Source organism: Anaerococcus provencensis, from assembly GCF_000312365.2.
In the GTDB taxonomy this organism is placed as follows: Bacteria; Bacillota; Clostridia; order Tissierellales; family Peptoniphilaceae; genus Anaerococcus; species Anaerococcus provencensis.
In genome coordinates this window covers 540,627-562,277 of sequence record NZ_HG003686.1, presented here as the reverse complement: position 1 = coordinate 562,277, position 21,651 = coordinate 540,627, and the positions used below count along the sequence as shown (strand labels likewise).

Here is a 21,651-nt window from a genome sequence, read left to right as displayed (position 1 = left end):
GTTATATTATACCAAAATTTCTATCAAAATAAAAAACCGGACCTAAGTCCGATTAATCTTCTAATTTTTCATAGCCCTCAGTCTTAAAGAGATTGCCATCTTTGTCAATCCACAAAACTTCAGCGTCAAATTCTTTGGCAACTTCCATTCCTTTTTCTAAATCAACTGTAAATAAGTATGTGCTTAGGGCATCTGCCAAAGCTATATCATTTAGAATTACAGTAACTGATCTAAAATAATCTGATGGGAAAAGTGTATCAGAATCAATGATATGGTGGTATCTCTTACCATCTACTTCGTAAAATCTTTGATAGTCACCACTTGTCACTACTGCTGTATTGTTCACAGCTACTACACTTGAATATGGATTTTCAGCTTTTAAGTCTGGATTTTGGATAGCTATTCTCCACTTACCATTTTCCTTATTTGGATTTTCACCTATTATTGCATCATCTCCGCCTACAGACAATATAGCTGTTGACACATGATTTTTTCTTAGGGCTTCTTCAACTTTCTTGGTTGCAAATCCCTTGCCAATTGCACCAACGTCTATGGACATATCTGGGTCCAAGATTTCGACAGTTGAATTTTCCTTATCAATTTTGATTTGGCTTACATCACTATGGCTAGCTGCTTCTTCTAGTTGTTCTTTTGTAGGAACCCAAGCCTTTGATTGATCATCAAGTGACTCTTCCCTTGCGTCATGCCACATTTTTATTACATTACCAAGGCCAATATTGATTTTGCCATCAGTCTTCTCATCAAAATCCAATGAGTATTCTACAAGTTCAATTATAGCAGGATCAACTTCTACAGGTCCTTTGCCAGCATTGTCGTTGATGGTCTTTATATTGTTTACTCCATCAAAATCGTAGTAAGAGTTGAACAATTCGTGGTATTTTTCAAGCTCTGTTTCCAGGATGTCGGTATATTCTTTGAATTGTTCTTCACTTTCTGCATAGGCAGTAAATGATGTAACAGTATCAAAGTAGTTATAGTAAACCTTGTCAAACTTCTCTACAGCTTTTTTACTAACTTCCTCTTTGCCAGTAGGTTCTCCTGATTCAACAACAGGTTCTTTCACATTATCACTTGTATCTTTATTCTGGCAAGAGCTAAGTCCTGCGATTAGAAATAGGGATAAAAATATTCTTCTTAACTTCATAACTTGTCTATATTTATTGTCTCCATGTCTTTTGTTATGGCGATTTTTTCATCGTCTGCCCATAGCAACAAAATATAGGCCGCTATTTTTGACTTAAAATCATTGTATTCGCCTTCAAGTCCTAGATTATAGATTATATCAAGAAATTCTTCCGCTGGGGCAAAACCCTCATACTCATCTATAACTTGATCTCTTTCGTGTCTATCCAATTTTTCTATAAATACAGATCTTGCCTTATCTTCATCAAAAGCATCAGCTCCAGGCATGAGAACATAATGGTCTATGTCACTATCTATATCTATATAATTTTTTATAATATCATCTTCTGTTTCTCCTTGGTTAATGCGGATGATATCAAGACTTTCGGTATTAAGCCACATACTTTTTAAGTAGGAGTCCTCATCCATTATAGTCCATTTTTCCACTAACCAAGATAAATTAATTGGTTTGTTCATTTTCTCTTATCTCAAATATAGCACCTTCATATTCCCAAAGCTCCAATTTGAGATTACTTCCTTTCTTAACTTCTATCTTTCTTAAATTATCTCTTGCTCCTCCATATTTTTGGTCGAAAGAATTAAGTCTTTCTATAAATATCAAGTCCTCATCATATGGGAATTCATAGCCACCATGATAGAGATTGGCCATATTAAGTACAACTAAAAATCTCTTATCCTCTGCTATCCTTTCAAAAGCAAAGACAGATGTATTCGCATCATCTACTATTATCCACCTAAATCCAGCTTCGTCATAATCATATTTGAAAAAGGCATCATTTTCTTTATACAAGAAATTTAAATCTTGCAAATATCTATTAAAATCATCATGTTTTGGATAGAATAGAATGTCCCAATTTATGCTTGCATTTTCATTCCATTCGTCAAATGTAGCAATTTCATTGCCCATAAAGTTTAAAATTTTGCCAGGATGAGCCATTTGATAAGTGTATAAGACCTTAAGCTCTTTAAACTTATCTTCATATGATCCACTCATCTTATTTACCATAGCGCCCTTAAGGTGAACTACTTCGTCATGGCTAAGAGGCAGCATAAATCTCTCATTGTAAAAATAAAACATTGAAAATGTTATTTTTGAGTGATGGTGACTTCTATTGTAGGAATCTACCTTAAAATACTTGGTGGTATCATTCATCCAACCCAAATCCCATTTGTAGTCAAATCCAAGACCATCTTCATCAACAGGACTTGTAACTTTAGGATATGCCGATGAGTCCTCAGCTATTAGCATAACATCAGGAAAAGAATTTTGTAAATCCTTATTTGCATCCTTGATGAAATTTATATTGTCATAGTGGACACCACGGTTTTCATTGCCGTTATAATAAATCATATAGGAAACTGCATCCACTCTTATACCATCAATGTGGAAATTTTCTATCCAATAGGCAAAAGATGATTTCATAAATGACCTTACATGGCCTTTGGAATAGTCAAAATTGACTGAGCCCCACTCAGAATAAGTCAATCCATCATATGGAGATTCATAAAGGTGAGTCCCATCAAAGGTCTTTAAACCATAATAATCATTTGCAAAATGAACTGCCACCAAATCTAATATGACTCCTATACCATTTTGATGTAGGAGGTCTACAAATTTTTTAAAATCTACTGGCCTACCATATCTAGCACTTGTAGCAAAAAAACCTGTGGATTGGTAACCCCAAGATGGATAAAAAGGATATTCGGTAACTGGCATTATCTCTACATGAGTATAATTCATCTTTTTGACGTGGTCGATTAGCTTATCAAATATGTCAAGAAAGTTTACATTGCCCCCATATCTCAACCAAGAACCTATATGAAGTTCGTATATGTTTAAAGCCTTATCAAAATTCTTATCTCTTTTTTCAATAAAATCCGAATCATTAAATTCGTAGGAATCATCAGTGATAAGTGTTGCAAAGTCACCCTCATAGTCCATGGCCTTACCAAAAGGATCGGCATGGTAGACCCAGTTTCCATCCTTAACTACTGCATATTTATAATAATCTCCTACTTTCGCAGGAAGTTTTATGAAAAAATATCCCAAATTGACATTCTTAGTCATCTGGATATTTTCCCAGTTTGTAAAATCTCCTTGGACATAAACTGCGTCTGCATTAGGCGCATAGACTCTAAATATATACCCATCATCGCAAGCTAAGGCTCCCCATATTTCATGACCCTTGTGAGAATTGCCAGCTATATATGATTTTATCGCATCATAATCAGTATTAATTAAATTTACTTGCATATCTAGCCCTCAATCATATCGGCAATATGCTTAATTAAAATCTCTATTCCTTTGGAGTTTTTTGCCCCTCTTGGAATTATAATATCGGCATATTTCTTTGTAGGCTCTACGTATTTTTCGTGCATTGGCTTTACTTGCTTTATATACTGTTCCAAAACAGATTCTAAGCTTCTGCCACGTTCTTTTGTATCTCTTAGGATTCTTCTTTGTAATCTTACGTCGCTATCAGCATCTATAAAAACTTTTGTATCTGTGATATCCCTGATTTTTTTATCTTCCAAAACTAAGATACCCTCGATTAGTATGATCTTACTAGGGCTTATCCTTGTAGTTTCCTTGCTCCTAGTATGAATAGTGTAATCATATCTTGGCATATCAATAGATTGACCTTGTTGAAGTTTTAATAAATCTTCGTAAAAAAGTTCATTGTCAAAGGCACCAGGATAGTCGTAATTTAGCTTACTTCTCTGATCAAAGGACATATCATCATGTGCCTTGTAATAATTGTCATGGCCGATAACAATAAGGTCATCCTCAAAAGTTTCATCAATTTGCTTGACTATTGAAGATTTCCCAGAAGCTGATCCACCAGCTACTGCTATGATTTTGATATCTGTCATAATTTGATCTCGTTTATAATATTTCCATCTAAATATTCATATATATTGTTAAATACAATTTCAGCCCTATTTTCCATAGCTTCTTTGGTGTAAAATGCCACGTGATTGGTCAAAATACAATTTTTTGCATTTCTAAGTGGATAGTCCTCTGGAAGAGGTGGTTCCATATCAAAAACATCTATACCAGCACGGACTTTGTCTTCGTTTAGTAGTTGTGCCAAATAATCATTGTCCACTACTGGTCCCCTAGCACAGTTTATTAGAATTGCATTTTCTTTCATTTTGTCAAGCTTATCTTTATTTAAGAAATTTTTGGTTTCTTTATTATTTGGAATGTGGAGGGATACTACGTCAGACTCTTCTAATAATGTATCCAAATCAGTGTATTTGACACCCATGTCCTTAACTTCTTGTTTTTCAGTTCTAGAATAAGCTAGGATTTCGCAGCCAAAAACTTGTAAGAGTTCTATTAATTTGATGCCAATATTACCTGTACCAATAATACCAAATTTTTTGCCCTTTAGGGTTTGACCAAGTAGTTTATGGCCTGAATTATCAAAAATATTTTCACGATTTTCGTTAAATTTTCTCAATACTCCTATAGCAAGGCCTATTACAAGTTCTGCTACAGAATCATCAGAATATCCACTAGCATTTAATAAAGTAATGCCATTTTTCTTGATAGCATCCAAGTCTACGTGATCAACACCAGTAAATGCAACATCAACTAATTCCAAATTAGGACAGGCATCTATTACTTTTGCACTTAGTGGTTTGTTTGTAATTATTGCAATATCAGAATCTTTAAGTCTTTCGATTATTTCATCATCATCTTTAGAAAGATCATCATAAAAAACAAATTCGTGACCCATTTCTTCAAGTTTTTCTTTATTATTTAAAATAGTTTCTTCACTAACTTCTAAGGGATTTAACAATGTAATTTTCATTTCTTCCTCCTAAGTTTCTTAATGTAACTATACTCGAAATCCATATATAAATTAAGATAAAATTCAAAAAATAAAGCTTAATCAACTTTAGCCATTTTTTTCTTATCCTTAGATCTTTTTCTAAGCATTTTAAAGAAAGTTTGGAGTTCATATAGGCATTCTTCTTCCAATAATCCAAACTCAGCATCCAAGAAGTGTAGTTGGCTCCTATCTCCTGTGATATTGGTATTAGAACCACAAGCACCTCTTTTATAATCTGGTATGCCTATAACAAGTCTTCCTATCCTAGAATTGATAATCGCCCCAGCACACATTGAACAAGGTTCCATAGTGACATACATGGTAGTATCTTCCAATCTAAAATCATCAAAATACTCATTGGCTTCTTTGATTGCAATAAGCTCAGCATGGTATAGAGCAGACTTACCCTTGTAGGTGAAATTGTGTCCACGACCAATAATTTTGCCATTATAAACAATCACACAACCTACAGGCACTTCCTCAACAAAACGAGCAAGACGCGCCTCATATAAGGCTTCATTCATATAAAATTCATCTAAATTAGAAAAAGAAATATTATCCATAAAAACTCCAAAAAAGCAATAAAAAAGGATGATAAAAATATCATCCAAAAAAGTGGTGTTCCAGAGAGGATTCGAACCTCCGACACCCGCCTTAGGAGGGCGGTGCTCTATCCAGCTGAGCTACTGAAACAAAAAACTAGGCCGTCCGCCTCATGGAGGACCCTCCATGGAATGGTCGCAGGGCGTAAGCCCGAGAATTCTGGCCGGCTTTCTGAGAGGCCTCGTGCAGTTATCTGGATTCGCTTATGCTCATCTCAGATATGAAAACACATATGTGTTTTCACCCATGGTGCTAGGACTAAGCACGAAATACCGCAGAGCCATAGGCTCGAGGACCTTCAATAAAAGCCTAAGGCTAATTTTTAATTTGGTCAGCTTAATTTGAGGTCCTAGACTATCGAGGATCTCGTGTAAACTAACTAAGATTATATCACAAGTATTTTTATCTTGCAATCAAAACTTTAAGCAAGAAGTCTGCTGAATCTTGAAGAGATCTGACTATTCTTGCAAAAAGAGATGCTTCTTCTAAGTTCGACTTTGAGATTAGGGAAACATCATATTCCTTATCTTCATAACTTACATTTGCATTTCCTAGGACTTGACCAGATTTGATTGGTGTTTTTATGTTTTCTTGTAGCTTAGTCTTAACAGCTGGATTTTCTCCCGTTTTTACAATCATTTCTACATTTTGATTTGGGTATAGTTCAACGTATCCTTGTTTGGCTGTGTTTACCTTAAGTGAATCGTAAGCAACATTGGTATCAAGAACTTTGACCTTATCGTAATATCTTGATACATAATAAATCAAGTCACTCATAGCCTTATCTCTAGTATCTTTTTGGTCTGCACCAAGCAAAACAGCAATCGTCCTAAAGTCATCTTTGCTGTCAATCTCTTTCATATCAACTGTAGAAACTAAACAATATCCCGCTTCTTCTGTACTACCTGTCTTTAGGCCATCCACTCCTGGAATTTCTCCAATCAAAGGGATAGTGCTATTTACATCTATTTCACGTCTCTTATCTTCTATTTTTCTAACTTTGCTATATTCCAAAACTTCAGGATATTTTTCTATTATATACTTACTTAATACATACAAATCTTTCGCTGAAGATGAGTTTTGGTTGCCTGATTCTGTTTGGACACCACTTGCATTGTAATAAACCTGGCTATCCAAGCCTAGTTCTCCCGCTTTCATATTCATCAGCCTTGCAAATTCGCTTTCAGAATCCGAAACGGTAACTGCTAGCTGGTAGGCACAGTCATTGCCACTTACAACCATAAGACCTTGAAGAAGCTCTTCTATTGTATATACTTCCCCTTCGTCTAATCCTAGGTAAGAGTATTCCCAGCTATGAAACTTGGCTGCTTCTTCACCGACAGTTACTTCTTGGTCTAGGGATAGCTTGCCATCATCTATCTTTTCTTTTACTATTAAATATGTCATTAGTTTGCTTAATGATGCTATTGGATATGGAGTAGATGAGTCTTTTTCGTAATATATATCTCCATTTTCCTCATTGCCGATGATATAGGCTCTGACGTTTTGATCAAGTCCTACAACTTGGCTTTGGTTGGCTGCAAGTGCGTTTATTGGAAATAGTAATATTAAGAGCACTACAATTATTGATGATATTTTATTTTTCCTCATAGTTTTCTCCTAATTTATAAATGATTCTAGCTTTTTGTAATTTTTTCTAAGTACTTTTAGTGTTTCCACATCAATTTCTTTTGGATATGCGTATCCTAAGTCCTTGCATATTTCCATGGCAAGCTTTCTAAATAGGACACAAGCTTTAAACAATGAAAAATATATATCCATCAAATCATCATGGCTAAAGGTCAAAAGATAGTTTTCTTTTATGTCATATTCCAAAGTATTAATCAGATTTTGACCATCATCTCCCATGGCAAGTTTGTAGGCATATTTGTTTTTGACATAAAAATCTACCATGCTTGTTAGATGTTTTCTAACTTCTTCCAGTTTTAAGCTCGCCGCAATCGGATCTTTTTCATCTACAAATAATGATGTTTCGTATGCTTTTGCAAAGAAATTTTTTATAGTAGACATAACTTCGTATTCCTTTGGCATTTGATAGCTAAAGTCATTACTAGTTTCAAGCTTATAAAAGCCTGGTTTGCTATACAAAACTTTTACTTGACCAGGAATACTCTTTATGAACGCATCTAGAAAATCCTCTGAAATTATTGATTCTGTTAACTTTAAATTGTTTGCTGTATAAATATTTAAGCTAGTATAATTAAAATTATCTTTTTCAAAAGAAAAATCGTCTTTTTGCCTATTGAGCAATATAACATCGTCAAAAATTTGGACCAATTCTTCTTCCATTTTTCCAACTATGACTTCATTTACAATAGTATAAATGTGTATGAATGAATCATAGGAGTTATCTTCTAAGTAGTAAATAGCTTCTATAGATTCATTATTTTTAGCATAGTTAATGATTTTATTACTTATCTCTTTATTCATCTTTATCTAAGCCTTCTATAAAGTTTTTGAGAAGTTTTGCAGTAAGGCCCCAGATCACTGGAGTTGTATCATAAAAATACATATCGTGATATAATGAAGTAAAGTTATAATCTTTACCATTTGGGATTTTATCAAAAGGAAAGTCGCTAGGAAATTCCATTTTGTAAGGAGCTCTATACATTATAGGCTCATTATTCTTTAGAAAATCAACATCAACTGCAAAAACAGATTCTACTTCTTCATTATACTTTATTTCTTCAATTTTTTTATTAATCCTACCATAAAAAGCTTTAACATGCCTATATGAAGAAGTTAATATCATTGAAGAATATCCATCGAGTATTATATTCTCTCTATTAAGAAGCAACTCTTCCATAGTTTCTCTTATAGCAGCATCTTCAAAGCTTTCACCAGCTTCTACTCTTCCCCCAGGAAAGCTAACCTCTCCAGGCTGGGTAATATGCTTACTACGTACTTCCAAAAGTATATGGTCCTTGCCTTCTATCTTAATAATAGGTATAAAAACAGCGTAATTTTTTATTTTTTCATAAAACTCGTCATCGACTAATAATGATTTCATATCTACCTCTTAGTTAAATAATATTAAAATAATGTTTAATAGTCAAATTTTGAGGTATAATACTATAGTAATTATGATAAAAATTTTTAAAGGAGTTTTATATGCTAAAAGAATTTAAACAATTTATTCAAAAAGGCAACGTCCTTGACATGGCAGTTGGTATCATCATGGGTACTGCTTTTACTGCAATTGTTAACTCACTAGTAGAAGATTTGCTAATGCCAATCATTACAGGACTTACTGCAGGAGTAGATTTTGAGGACTTAGTTGTCAATGTTGGTGGAGCTACATTAAAATTCGGTAACTTAATCAACGCCATTATAACATTCTTAATTGTAGCATTTGTTCTATTTGCTATTCTTAAATCAATGAATAAGATAGAACCAGTTTCTGACGGGCCAACTACAAAAGAATGTCCATTCTGTAAATCAGAAATTGCAATCGATGCAACAAGATGTCCAAACTGCACAAGTGAACTTGAAGGCTACCATAACGAACACGCTCACGTACTTTAAGTAATAATTTAGAACCACAAATGTGGTTCTATTTTTTTTGCTAATTTTTCTTGACAATAATCATTTACCTGTTATAATTTAAGTATAAGCACCTAGTTACTCAAGTAACTAAGTAATAAGGAGGCCATATGGATGGATTCTAACAAACTAATATTCGAACAAGTAGCAGAAATTGTAGAAAATCAAGTTTTAGATGGTTATTTAAAAGCAAATGACCAGTCCCCTTCCACAACTGAGTTTGCTAATGTTTATTCTATAAACCCAGCAACAGCAAGAAAAGGACTCAATATTCTGGTTGATGAAGGAATACTATACAAAAAGCGAGGCATGGGAATGTTTGTAACTCAAGATGCAAAAAAAATTATTATAAATAAAAGGAAAGATGAATACATAAGTAATATTTTGCCGGATTTAATTAAAAATATGACCATGTTAGGAATTAGCAAAGAAGAATTGATAATAGAAATTGAGAAGCTTTACAAAAAGGAGCAGGATAATGATTAAATTGGTAAATGTAAGCAAGTCCTATGGCAATAATATCGTTCTAGATAAAATCAATCTTAGTCTAGAGGATAATAAAATCTATGGACTTATAGGCAGAAATGGTGTTGGTAAGACTACTTTGATGAAAATCTTGTCTGATCAAATACTAAGTTATCAGGGAGAAATATTTATTGATGGATCAAATATAAAAAATGATAAGACTTTTAAAGAAAATTTGGTGTTCATTAGCGATGGGTTTATATCTGATATGCAGCAGGCTAGCAAATTAAAATCTCTAACATCAACTATTAAGATCCTCGCCCCTATGTTCAATCAAAAAAGATATGATGAGCTGATGGATATCTTTATGCTAAATGAAAAGACCAGATACAACAAATTATCCTATGGTAATCAAGGGCTTTATAGGAGTATTATTGGTCTTTCTACTGGCGCAAAAATAATTTTCTTAGATGAGCCAGCAAATGGTCTAGATGAAATAAATAGGGATAAGTTTTATAAAAAAATTATAGAATACCAAGAACAAGACCAATCTTTGATCATGGTTTCATCACACATACTCTCAGACATAGAAAGGGTTGTTACAGATATAATCTTTCTAAAAGATTCAAAAGTAGCATTAAACGAAACCGTTGAATTCATAGAAGAAAAGGCTTATATGATTACTATTGATGAAGACCATTTAAAATTCTTAGAGAATAAAAATATTTTATCTTACAAAAAAGTCGGTAAGCAGTTGGTAGTTATGGTTTATGATGACTTTACAAGTGAAGAACTAGGAAGATTAAATGCAAGAGTAGATCGTATGAACTTACAAGAATTGTTTAAAGCATTTAACAAGGAGGCATAAGATGAGCGGAATTAATAGAGTATTAAGAGCAGAAATAAAAGAAAACTCAAAAAACCTTGCTGGTGCTATAATAGGCATTCTAATAGGACTAGGTTTTTTATACATATTTTTGGCAAAAACAGTAATGGCTGAAGAAGGTGTATCTTTGCCAGAGTTTTTTAAAATAATTATAGCAGCAATGATACTTTTTGCAGTATGCGTCACTTTGGCCATAGGAGAGGCCCAATCACTTGGCGAAACTTTTCCTCTAGCAAGTAAGCTAGGTAACAAAAGATCTGACATAGCTTTAGGGCTTATTTTAAATGATATACTTATATTGATACTAGCAGGCATATTAATGTATCTTGTGCCTAAATTTCTCTTATCAAGTGTCTATGATAAAATCCTAGGAGCATTCGGTAAAATTATAAGTCCTAGCTTTATTATAAACTTTGTCCTTGGCATATCTAGTATATCTTTAATTAGTGGATCTATTGCATACATATTTAAAGTAGGTCCAATTATTGGTTCTGCCTTTGGAATTATCTTTGCCTTTGCCCTATTTCTAAATGGAAATATATTGAATATTACTTTAATAAGTAAAATGTACTTATCAATAGCCCTTTTCATAATAGGTCAAGTCCTTAGATTTTATATAATAAATAAGTTGGATGCTAGATTTTAGGCAATTTAAAAGAGATGACGACAATCATCTCTTTTTTTCTTTGATATATCCGCAATTTTCACAGCGTATTTCATCTACATTTCTATTTTTCTTGTGCACTAAAAGCTCTCCACATTCTGGGCATTTATCTCCTGTTGGTGGATCCCATAAAGCATAGTCGCAGTCTGGGTAGTTGTTACAAGCGTAAAATCTCTTGCCTTTCTTGCTTACCTTTTCTATAATTTCCCCTGTTTTACATTTCGGACAAGCTACTCCAGTTGTTTTTACAATTGATTTTGTAAAATCACATTCTGGGAAGTTTGTACAACCAATAAATTTGCCGTTTCTACCGTGTTTTATGGCAAGATTACTTCCACATTTCGGACATTTCTCATCAAGGATTTTATCTTTGACCTTGTAGTCTGTATCATCTTTTTTGACATTTTTCATATCCTTTTCAAAACCAGTATAGAAATTTGATAGTACATCTTTCCAATAAATTTCATGGTCAGCAATCTTATCAAGTTGGTCTTCCATTTCAGCAGTAAATTCGACGTTTATTACATCGTCAAAGTTTTCTTGCAAGAAATCATTTACTGTAAATCCAAGTTCTGTAGGATATATTGACCTTCCTTCAAACTCTACATAGTTTCTATTAACTATTTGGTTGATAGTTGCAGAATATGTAGATGGACGGCCTATTCCAAATTCCTCCAATACTTTTACAAGGCTAGCTTCTGTGTATCTTGCTGGAGGATTTGTAAAGTGTTGGGCTTTTTCGATTTTTTTGCCAGAAATCACATCGCCTTCTTTTAGCTCTGGCAATATATTTTGATCTTCAAATCCTGGATTGATCTTGTTAAAACCTTCAAAAGTTGTTATCCTACCGTTGGATTTAAAAATCAATCCATTGTTATCAAAGGATACGCTAGTTGATAGATACTCGTAATCTGTCATTTGTGATTGGACTATCCTAGTCCATATTAGCTTATATAGCTTGTATTGTGGGTCTGATAGGTACTGTTTTACAGAAATAGGGTCCCTATAAATAGATGTAGGACGAATAGCCTCATGGGCATCTTGGCTACCTTTTTTCTTACCAGCGTGGGTGTTGCCCCTGCCTGCATATTCCTTGCCATATTTTTGATTAATATAATTTAAAGACTCATTTACAATTTCTTGGCTAATTCTAGTAGCATCAGTTCTCATATATGAGATCAAACCGACAGAACCCTCACCTACGTCAATACCTTCAAAGAGTTGTTGGGCAAGTTGCATGGTATATTTGGTTGAATAACCTAGTTTATTAGATGCATCTTGTTGGAGGGTTGATGTGGTATATGGCTTTGGTGGTTTTCTAGTTTTCTTTGTCTTCTTAACTTCAACAACCTTAAAAGAATCCTTATCAATTTTATCAAGAACCTTATTAGCACCTGACTCATTTGATATTTTCATTTTTTTGCTAGGCTTGCCATAAAACTCTGAAGTAAAATCAATCTTATCTACATTATGATCTGCTGTTATTGTCCAGTATTCTTCTGGCACAAAGGCGTCAATTTCTCTTTGCTTATCTACAATTAGTTTAAGTGCAACAGATTGGACACGTCCTGCAGAAAGCCCTGATTTTACTCTCTTCCAAAGGATTGGACTTATCTCATATCCCACTATCCTATCCATGACACGTCTAGCTTGTTGGGCATCTACCAAGTTTTGGTCGATTTGCCTTGGATTTTTTATGGCATTTTTTACATTTTCTTTGGTAATCTCGTGAAACTCTACACGAATTTTTTCCTTTGGATCTAGGCCCAAAAGATATTCCAAATGCCAGCTTATAGCCTCACCTTCCCTATCCGGGTCAGTTGCCAGATAAACTTTGTCTGCCTTTCCTGCTTCTTTTATAAGTTCATTTATAGTTTTTGCTCGTCCCCTAACCTTGATATATTCTGGTTCAAAGTTATTTTCTATATCAACACCGAATTTTGACTTTGGTAAATCTCTTAAGTGGCCTACGGTAGCTTTTACCTTGTAATTGCTACCAAGCATCTTTGCTATAGATTTTGCTTTGGTTGGGGATTCGACTATTACTAAATTTTTTACCAAAATTTCACCTCTTTACTGTGAATTCATTATTTCCTATATTTTCAATAAAATCTCTCAACTCAAGTGATGTTAAAAGATAATTTATTTCATCAATCTTAATCTTAAGTTCAGCTGATAATATATCTGCTGAGGAATTTGGATTTTCCTCGATATACTTTACTATATCTAGTTCATCTTTTTCAAGGTGAGAATAATCTATTTCATTTTTAATATTGGAATATTCCAATAGATAGTCCAACTCTTCTAAGATATCATCAGCACAAGTAATAAGCTTGGACCCTTCTTGGATCAATTTATTGGTACCTCTAGAATATATAGAATTAATATTTCCAGGGACTGCAAATACTTCCTTGCCTTGGTCAAGAGCACACCTTGTAGTAATCATAGTACCTGATTTTTCTTTAGCTTCTATGACAACGGTAGCAAGAGATATGCCGGAGATTATCCTATTTCTCCTTGGGAAATTGTAGGATCTTGGTTCAGTTTCTAGAGGGAATTCTGATAAAATCAGTCCATCTTCTTCTAAGGCCTGGTACAATTTCCTATTCTGTTTGGGGTAAATTTTATCAATACCACAACCTATCACTCCTATAGACCTACCGGCTACTTCTAAAGTCGACTTGTGACACATAGCATCTATGCCATAGGCAAGACCAGAAACAGTTGTAATTCCTGCCCTACTTATGTCTTGGCTAAGATTTTTGCAGGCCCATTTGCCATAATCAGTGCACTTTCTGGCACCTACAAAGGCAATGGAGTTCTTGTCTTTTTCCCTATCCAGCCTTCCCTTATAAAAAAGCAAGGTCGGCCTATCATCTATGTATCTTAAGTTGATTGGATAGTCATCATCAAGAAACGTCACATATGTATAGCCATATCTTTGAACTTTTTCATTATAAGACTTGAAACTTTCCAAATTTTTATTAGATACAATTTTCTCATAGGAAACATCAGGTATAAAGTCTAAGTCAATTCTTGATCTTTCAAGTAAATCCTTAAAGCCTACTCTTTCATAGATTATATGAATAAGCCTGTTGTCCAAGTATATGTAATTTAAATATAAAATAATTTCTCTATCGGTATATTTAGAATGCATTTTCTATATAGTTTATCTTTCTACTTTCAGTTAAAACTTCCACAACATCAAATCTCATCAAGTAGTTATTGATATTATTCTCCATCATATACATCTGGCTAGCCTTGATAATCCTTTGCTGTTTGTGGTAGTTGACAGCTTCTCTAGGGTAGGAAAATTGGGATGACTTACGAGTTTTGACTTCGACAAAACAAACTATATCATCTTTTAGGGCAATTATATCAATCTCTCCATAGGGTTTTAGATAGTTACGGCATAGAATTTCATAACCCTTACTAGTCATATAGCTTACAGCCAAGTCTTCGCCAAAATCACCTATTTTTCTTTTCTCATTCATAGAAAACTTTCCTGTTTTTGGTAGAATTTCCTCAAAAAGCTTTTCCTATGAATGGGTGTTGGACCATACTTTTCAAGACCCTCATAATGCTTTTTTGTTCCATAACCTACATTAGTTTGGAAAGAATAATGTGGGTATATTTTTGAAAAGTTGATCATAATATCATCTCTTCTGATTTTGGCAAGTATTGATGCACAGGAGATGGCGTATTCATTGAGGTCTCCCTTTACAATATTTAGCTGGGGAATTTCTGTATCTATTCTTTCTGCATCTATGAGCAGTATATCTGGTTTGTTTTCCAAAGCTTCCACTGCATTTTTCATTGCAAGAAGAGTTGCTTGCCTGATATTTATATCATCAATCAGTCTGTTGTTGGCATAGCCATAGGATACTTCTATGGCATCTTCCAAAATCTCATCTCTAAGACTTAGCATCTTTTTTCTACTAAGTTTTTTGGAATCTGTAACGCCTTCTATATGAGAATCCTTTTTCATAATAACAGCACAGGTTACAACAGGCCCTGCTAGAGGACCTCTGCCCACTTCATCAATGCCTGCAATCAAATTATAATTTTCATAGATTTCTTTTTTGATTTTCTCGTTATAGTCTGAATATTTCATGGTCTTTCCAAACTAATTCTTCCAAGTTTTCCATTTCTAAAATCTGTAAGGATTATATTAGCTGTACGAGTGTAGTCAAAGTCTCCACCCTTTGTAACAGCTCCTCTTTTTCTAGCAATATCCTCGTAGATTTCTAAGGCTGGTTTTTCTGGATTTACTCCATATCGTTCTTCTATATTTGCTGGATATTCTTCCTTCATCTTTTCCAAAAACTTGAGGGTAAGATCTTCTATATTTAATATCTCATCTTTTATTGCGTGGGTGTAGGATAGGTTTAATCCTGTTTCTTCGTCAAATTTTGGCCACAAAACTCCTGGAGTGTCCAATAATTCTATGTTGGCATTGGTCTTAATCCACTGCTTAGTTTTTGTAACACCAGGCCTATTACCTACATTGGCACCCTTCCTTTTAGCTATATTATTTATAAAAGTTGATTTGCCTGCATTAGGTATTCCTACAATCATCATACGGATTGTTTGATTTTCTATGTTTTTTTCTTTGTGCTTATCAAATTTTTCCCTCAAAGATTCTCTTGCCAAGTCATAGATTTTTTTAGCATTTATATTTTCCTTGGAATTTAATCTAAGAGCAGAAATTCCCTTATTTTTAAAATCCTCAATCCACTTACTAGTAATATCCTTATCCGCAAGATCAGCCTTGTTCATTATAATTATCCTAGGCTTATCACCAATAATATCATCAAGCATAGGATTCCTACTTGACCTAGGTATCCTAGCATCAATAATTTCAAGGACAATATCTACAAGTTTTAGATTATTTACTATATCTTCCTTAGTCTTTTTCATATGACCTGGATACCAATTTATATTCATTGCCATAATTTTCTCCTTATTTACTAAATCTATTATACATAATATGTTGTTTTTTATCTAGAAATAGCTTATTTGTAGTACTTAAAAAGTGTACCAGTTATTAAGCTCATCTGCTATAATTGGTACACTTAAATTATTTTTATAATATTATTTTCTGAGTAACATGCCATCATTTATCCATGCAACTTATCATTCATAATAGATAATTCTATATGATTTGATATATAAAAAATTTACGTGTGATATTTCCAGTTTATTCGTTAAATACTCTATATTTTGATATAAGTTTATAGTTTTTATTCTATTAGAAGATGAGTATTCAATAAAAATTCCATTAGTTACAGTTATTGTAATTTTATATCATAAGCTAGCTTATAATGTAGAGATCATCTTGGTTCTTGATTTCTTTATCTAAGACACTAAGAAAGTCTTTATAAAGCTCATATAATTGTGTAAAAAAAGTCATTTGATCCCGAACTAGTACAATGATCTTAAGTAGCAAAACAAATTAGGAGAAGTACAAAGTTTATTAACATAAACGAAATATAAATACTATTAGGATGCATTTGAATATCCAATAATGCCATAATTCATAATAGTCTTATAGAAAGATTTCATTAAAAATTTATAATACGTAAAAATTTATAATAATATTCCCATTAAACAATCAGCTATTCAACTAATTACAAATTTGAAAGCACATGTAGACTAATTCTCATTGATAATAACGAGAATTTGTTAACTTCATCATAGCTATATATTAGAATGTAGAAGATAATATTCTGATAGATTAATTTACAAAGTATTATGGGATTGACGTAGGATTAGTATGATGAAGTCAAAAAAATTAATATTTAATTAATTATAATACAATGAGGAGAAAATATTGTATTTTTCCTCTTCATATCCATACACATAGGAATTATGTAATTCTAATAGTTTTCTGACTTGCTCATTATTTTCCTTAGATAATTTAACTAAAAACTTTAATAAATAATGACTTTCTATAATTAATTTATCGGCTAATATTCTTTTATCTATATATACATATGTATTAAATAAATATTCCAACAAATTTCTAAATCGATCAACAGAACCATCAATATTTTTTTGTATATTATAATAATTTGTTAATAAATACTTATTGTTTAATATATCGTAAACACTATTATTAGCATACTTAGTATTAAAATTGTAATAATCAGGTATAAGTGACTTATAATATTTTTTTGTTAATTCTGATCCTGGGAAAAATTGAATTTTATTTATTTCATAAATAATTAAAGCATTATATTTATTGTTCTTTTCAATATTTTTTATTTTCCACATTAATTCTATTGTTTTATTTAAGTCACATTCTAATTCTCTTGGATCGGATATTATAAATGAACAAATAACATTTATTTTATTTTTAATTAAGTAATCAATATTATATAAAAGTTCCTTTGTATTTATTTGCTTTCTATAATATTTTCTAATCTTAGGACTACCACTTTCAATACCAAGAAAAATAGATTTACAGTTTCCTTTTCTCAATAAGTTAATTATTTCTTTATTTAATAGCTCCGCTCTAAGGCTACATGAGAACTCATAATTTAACTTATTTTTCGTCTTTATAAATTCCTTCACATCATTCTCATTTTTAAAAAATAATTCATTAGAAAAAAATACGGATTCTATATTAGATCCACTCAGGCACTCATTTATTTCTTTATAATCAACATCATAGTTCTCATAATTTCTATAAGGAATGTTCAAACTACAGTATTCACACTTATAAGGACACCCATTAAACGTATTCAAAGATAACTCTTTAGAGTTAACTTGACTTATTATTTTTTTACAATCAAATTCTTCCTGAAAGTTTATTATTACAAAATTCAAATCATCAAATTTATTAATCAGATTAGGATATATATAATTTAAGTAATTCCCAAAAAATACTATATTATTATCTGATTTGTAGTTAAAATATAGGTAAATCGCATCTAAAACGTTTCTATACGTAATATGTACATAGATATCATAATCAACAAATCCATACTTACTAAAAAAATCATCAAGAACTTCATCATTCTTGTATCTATTACAATATTCATTAACTGTATCTGAAACTCTTAGTACATTATCTATATTCAACTTATCTTTTAGAATGAAAATCTCACAATCCATTTGCTCTCTATTGTTCGGATTTAAGTCATCTATATCTATTATTATTGTCTTCATTTTAATTCTACTTTTTTGTCATACCTACCCTCAAATAACGCATTACTATTATGAGCTATGTGTATAACCATTCTTCCCTCTAAATTCAAAATTTCATCTTCGACTTTAATAGAGTTTTCATAATCTAATCCTGAAAGAATCTCATCTATTATTACTATTTTTTTATTTGATAATAGTACTTTTGCCATATATAACCTCGAAGCTTCTCCTCCAGAAATAGAGTTAATGTCCTGATTTATAACTCTATCAAGTCCTTCACCATTAAGTATATAGGAAAGATTCACCTTTTTTATTGCTTCAAGTATTGCTCTATCAGTATGCTCTAATAGAGGATCTATATTTTCTCTGATAGATTGATTGAATATAAATAGATTCTGGGGAACATATATTATTTGACTATTGATATCCTTATCCTCTAAATCCTTTAATTCTATGTTGTTAAATTTTATTGATCCTATGTAATTATCATTATATTTCATTAAAATTTTTACGAGAGTTGACTTTCCGCTTCCACTTTCACCTTTTATAAGATACTTTTTATTACTTTCAAAGTTTATATTTAAATTTTCTTCGTACACCTTTTCGAACTCGCTGTACTGATAATTTACATCTTCTAATTTTATACTTTCAATAATATTCATAGTACTTTTATAATTATCAGTATTTAATTCTAATACTTGAGACAAATTTTCATTTATTTCTTTAACTGTAGATATACCTACTAAGGAATTTATTATTGAAATCACCGGTTGCTGTATATAGACTGATAACTGTATAAATGTCATAAAAATGCCAAAATCTATATATCCCTTCATATAATAAATAAAACTTATAATTATTGAGGAAACCTGCGAAATAGTTACTCCTGTATTAGCGAAATAAGCAGATAAGTTTCCTAAAAATTGATCTTTTTTAGATGCTTTGTTAGCTCTATTTATAACATGGTCAACTTTTTCCATAGATCTTTCGTACGAAGTATTATTCTTTATAATCAAAATAGATTCTAAATATTCTCTCATAAATTCTAATAAACTTGTATTTTCTTCCATACTTTTAAGAGTTGTTTTTTTCATTTTTTTAGGAAATACTATATTGTTTATCACTAATGGTAGAATAAAAACTAATATGAATATATTTATTCTAATATCAATTGTTGAAATTAAAATAATAACCCATAGCAAAGATAAAACATCTGTTGCTATATTTATACAACTATCCAAATACCTAAATTTCCACATATCTATTTTGGCTAAAATTTCATTATAAAAATACCCTTTTGGTTTTTCAGATATATATGAAGATTTTGAGCTCATTATATTTTCAAATGATTTTTTTCTAATTTCCGCACATATATCTTCTCTTATTAAACCAACATATATATAATTAAAACCTGCAAATGATAGCGCAATTATTATTAATAAAATGATTTTTACAAGTTCAACCGAATTTATATTCCCATTTTCGGTAAAAATATTTGTAAGCAGTGAAAATGAATAAGCTATTGATACTTGAGATAATGATCCCAAAAAAATAGCTAGTATTAGTAATATCTTTTCTTTAAAACTAACTAACTTAGAAATATTTTTTAACATATGCCCTCTTTTTAAATTTTTATGCCGACCTATACTTATTAATTATTAATTAACTCTGCTTTTTTAAGATTAATTATATCAATTATCTTTCCTTGTGTCTGCCAATTATTACAAGCACAATTCCTCATTGGTGTTACTTTAATAATTTTCATCTTATTTTTATAATCTTCTTTTTGCTTATTTTTTTCTCTAATATTACTTCACTAGTCATAATTTCTCCTTATTTCTTCTTATAGGTCGGCATAAAAATTTATTAGAATGCTATATAATTGCTTGCAGTAAATAATCCATAATTAATTTTGAATGTATACAAAAACCTTCATCAATCTGTCTATCACTATATTGTTTATAACATCCCCCACCACATATTGGTAGAGCATAACATTCAATACAAATTCCGTTATATATAGGACTATTTCTTTTAATATTAAATTTTGTATTTTCTATTTGTATCAAATTATCAAAATTATTTTGTTTTATATTCCCAATGTAACTACCCTTGTCATTAAAATCACAGTTACATATAGACACATCTCCATTATATGAAACAGTAAGCTGTTCCCCAGCCATTGCAGAACAATCGGCATAGTTAAAATTATTATTATAGAAGGACTCTAACTTTCTATGAATTCTATCATCATATATATTTGAACTGTTAATATAACTCCTTATAATAAAATTAGTAGCATCTCTGTAATATTTTTTTATATAATCTAAATTATAATTATCACCCCAAAAATGTAGCATATTGTAATTGATACTGTTGACATCACGCCTAATATTCCAAGACATAACTTCCTTTTGTTTTTTTAGAACTTCATTTGTAATAGTAAGTGATAATCCATAATCTATTTTATTTTCATTCAACAAAGAAATCTTTTCTAATACACCATTATAAACTGAACCACCATGTTTTTTTCTGCCGTTAACTCCTACTGGACCATCTGCAGAGATACCTATACTCACATTCTTTTCAGAAAGAAATTTCACTGTTTCTTGATCCAAAAGCGTTCCATTAGTGATCATAGATATTTTATAAGCGAAACCTTTTTCTCTCAATGTTTTTACTATGTAAAAGAATTCTCTTTTATTAGTTAAAGGCTCCCCACCATAAAATATTAGTATGAATTCTTCAGAATTTGTATTAATATATTCAAATATCCTATCAATAAGCACATCTGACATTTCTCTATTCATCTTAAAAACATCATTATTTATGTAATTATTTTTGTAAACAAAACAATAATCACATTTCATATTGCATGTTGCTGATGGAATAACATATAGTGTCTTTAAATTTCTCTTTGTTTCAAAATTATTTAATAAAATTGTATATAGGTAATTATCTATATCGTCATCACTTACATAAATATATTTGTTAAGTAAATCATTCTTTTCGTCTAGATTAACTTGATATTTCATTATTCTTTTTAAATAACTTTTATCTACATATTTAATCTCAAAGTATATATTATTATACACAGCATAACAATCGTCATTAATTTCTATAATCTGAGTATATCTTGATAACTTCATATTTTTTCCCACGTTTAAAATTAACAATTTAATTTGATACTCTATATTTCGTATGCATTATGACATAAATAAATTGTTTCGCCATTCCTATCATTATATGTTAAAGTTAATAAAAAATTCAATACCAATATGAAACTTAATATAATTCTTCTTATTTGTTTT

General features: G+C 31.3%; 21 protein-coding genes and 1 tRNA gene. 4 read left to right on the top strand and 18 right to left on the bottom strand.

Annotation, left to right across the window (positions count from 1 at the left end):
• Window positions 1-52: 52 nt before the first annotated feature.
• The 10 genes from BN38_RS05430 to BN38_RS05380 form a co-directional block, all read right to left on the bottom strand.
• Window positions 53-1,165, bottom strand: a complete 1,113-nt coding sequence (locus BN38_RS05430; RefSeq protein ID WP_049944450.1) for an FAD:protein FMN transferase — start codon at window positions 1,163-1,165, stop codon at window positions 53-55.
• Window positions 1,162-1,620, bottom strand: coding sequence for a hypothetical protein (locus BN38_RS05425; protein ID WP_044565958.1), 459 nt, complete (start codon window positions 1,618-1,620; stop codon window positions 1,162-1,164). The genes BN38_RS05430 and BN38_RS05425 overlap by 4 nt, the downstream gene beginning before the upstream one ends.
• Window positions 1,604-3,418: a 1,4-alpha-glucan branching protein GlgB gene (gene glgB / locus BN38_RS05420; protein ID WP_044565957.1), complete on the bottom strand. Its 1,815-nt coding sequence runs from the start codon at window positions 3,416-3,418 to the stop codon at window positions 1,604-1,606. The genes BN38_RS05425 and glgB overlap by 17 nt, the downstream gene beginning before the upstream one ends.
• Window positions 3,419-3,420: 2 nt before the next feature.
• On the bottom strand, window positions 3,421-4,038 hold the full coding sequence (gene udk / locus BN38_RS05415; RefSeq protein WP_044565956.1) for a uridine kinase: 618 nt from the start codon (window positions 4,036-4,038) through the stop codon (window positions 3,421-3,423).
• On the bottom strand, window positions 4,035-4,985 hold the full coding sequence (locus BN38_RS05410; protein WP_044565955.1) for an NAD(P)-dependent oxidoreductase: 951 nt from the start codon (window positions 4,983-4,985) through the stop codon (window positions 4,035-4,037). The genes udk and BN38_RS05410 overlap by 4 nt, the downstream gene beginning before the upstream one ends.
• Before the next feature lie 77 nt (window positions 4,986-5,062).
• Window positions 5,063-5,569: a nucleoside deaminase gene (locus BN38_RS05405; RefSeq protein ID WP_044565954.1), complete on the bottom strand. Its 507-nt coding sequence runs from the start codon at window positions 5,567-5,569 to the stop codon at window positions 5,063-5,065.
• A gap of 53 nt (window positions 5,570-5,622) precedes the next feature.
• A tRNA-Arg gene (locus tag BN38_RS05400) sits at window positions 5,623-5,699 on the bottom strand.
• Window positions 5,700-6,011: 312 nt separating this feature from the next.
• Window positions 6,012-7,220: a D-alanyl-D-alanine carboxypeptidase family protein gene (locus BN38_RS05390; protein WP_044565952.1), complete on the bottom strand. Its 1,209-nt coding sequence runs from the start codon at window positions 7,218-7,220 to the stop codon at window positions 6,012-6,014.
• A 9-nt stretch (window positions 7,221-7,229) separates the two neighbouring features.
• Complete coding sequence (locus BN38_RS05385) at window positions 7,230-8,060, bottom strand: aminoglycoside 6-adenylyltransferase (RefSeq protein ID WP_044565951.1); 831 nt, start codon at window positions 8,058-8,060, stop codon at window positions 7,230-7,232.
• A complete protein-coding gene (locus BN38_RS05380; protein ID WP_044565950.1) occupies window positions 8,053-8,640 on the bottom strand; it encodes an NUDIX hydrolase in 588 nt (195 codons plus the stop codon). Before BN38_RS05380 ends, BN38_RS05385 begins: the two co-directional genes overlap by 8 nt.
• Window positions 8,641-8,741: 101 nt before the next feature.
• On the opposite strand from BN38_RS05380, the gene mscL reads away from it, so the two are divergent.
• The 4 genes from mscL to BN38_RS05360 all read left to right on the top strand — a co-directional run bounded on the left by mscL (window position 8,742) and on the right by BN38_RS05360 (window position 11,170).
• Window positions 8,742-9,155 carry a large conductance mechanosensitive channel protein MscL gene (gene mscL, locus BN38_RS05375; RefSeq protein WP_044565949.1) on the top strand — a complete coding sequence of 138 codons (414 nt, stop codon included), beginning with the start codon at window positions 8,742-8,744 and terminating at the stop codon, window positions 9,153-9,155.
• 132 nt (window positions 9,156-9,287) lie between these two features.
• Window positions 9,288-9,659, top strand: coding sequence for a GntR family transcriptional regulator (locus BN38_RS05370; RefSeq protein ID WP_044565948.1), 372 nt, complete (start codon window positions 9,288-9,290; stop codon window positions 9,657-9,659).
• Window positions 9,652-10,506, top strand: coding sequence for an ATP-binding cassette domain-containing protein (locus BN38_RS05365; RefSeq protein WP_044565947.1), 855 nt, complete (start codon window positions 9,652-9,654; stop codon window positions 10,504-10,506). Before BN38_RS05370 ends, BN38_RS05365 begins: the two co-directional genes overlap by 8 nt.
• A 1-nt stretch (window position 10,507) precedes the next feature.
• Window positions 10,508-11,170, top strand: a complete 663-nt coding sequence (locus BN38_RS05360; protein ID WP_044565946.1) for a hypothetical protein — start codon at window positions 10,508-10,510, stop codon at window positions 11,168-11,170.
• 24 nt (window positions 11,171-11,194) lie between these two features.
• Here BN38_RS05360 and topA read toward each other — a convergent pair whose 3' ends face one another.
• From topA to BN38_RS05320, 8 genes are all read right to left on the bottom strand, one after another.
• Window positions 11,195-13,249: a type I DNA topoisomerase gene (gene topA, locus BN38_RS05355; RefSeq protein WP_044565945.1), complete on the bottom strand. Its 2,055-nt coding sequence runs from the start codon at window positions 13,247-13,249 to the stop codon at window positions 11,195-11,197.
• A 4-nt stretch (window positions 13,250-13,253) separates the two neighbouring features.
• Window positions 13,254-14,345, bottom strand: a complete 1,092-nt coding sequence (dprA, locus tag BN38_RS05350; RefSeq protein ID WP_044565944.1) for a DNA-processing protein DprA — start codon at window positions 14,343-14,345, stop codon at window positions 13,254-13,256.
• A complete protein-coding gene (locus BN38_RS05345) occupies window positions 14,335-14,682 on the bottom strand; it encodes a YraN family protein (protein WP_044565943.1) in 348 nt (115 codons plus the stop codon). The genes dprA and BN38_RS05345 overlap by 11 nt, the downstream gene beginning before the upstream one ends.
• On the bottom strand, window positions 14,679-15,302 hold the full coding sequence (locus BN38_RS05340; RefSeq protein WP_049944448.1) for a ribonuclease HII: 624 nt from the start codon (window positions 15,300-15,302) through the stop codon (window positions 14,679-14,681). The genes BN38_RS05345 and BN38_RS05340 overlap by 4 nt, the downstream gene beginning before the upstream one ends.
• Complete coding sequence (gene ylqF, locus BN38_RS05335) at window positions 15,299-16,135, bottom strand: ribosome biogenesis GTPase YlqF (RefSeq protein ID WP_044566379.1); 837 nt, start codon at window positions 16,133-16,135, stop codon at window positions 15,299-15,301. The genes BN38_RS05340 and ylqF overlap by 4 nt, the downstream gene beginning before the upstream one ends.
• 858 nt (window positions 16,136-16,993) lie before the next feature.
• A complete protein-coding gene (locus BN38_RS05330; protein ID WP_044565942.1) occupies window positions 16,994-18,361 on the bottom strand; it encodes a B12-binding domain-containing radical SAM protein in 1,368 nt (455 codons plus the stop codon).
• On the bottom strand, window positions 18,358-19,953 hold the full coding sequence (locus BN38_RS05325) for an ATP-binding cassette domain-containing protein (RefSeq protein WP_044565941.1): 1,596 nt from the start codon (window positions 19,951-19,953) through the stop codon (window positions 18,358-18,360). The genes BN38_RS05330 and BN38_RS05325 overlap by 4 nt, the downstream gene beginning before the upstream one ends.
• A gap of 261 nt (window positions 19,954-20,214) precedes the next feature.
• Window positions 20,215-21,489: a radical SAM/SPASM domain-containing protein gene (locus BN38_RS05320; protein ID WP_044565940.1), complete on the bottom strand. Its 1,275-nt coding sequence runs from the start codon at window positions 21,487-21,489 to the stop codon at window positions 20,215-20,217.
• Window positions 21,490-21,651: the final 162 nt, after the last annotated feature.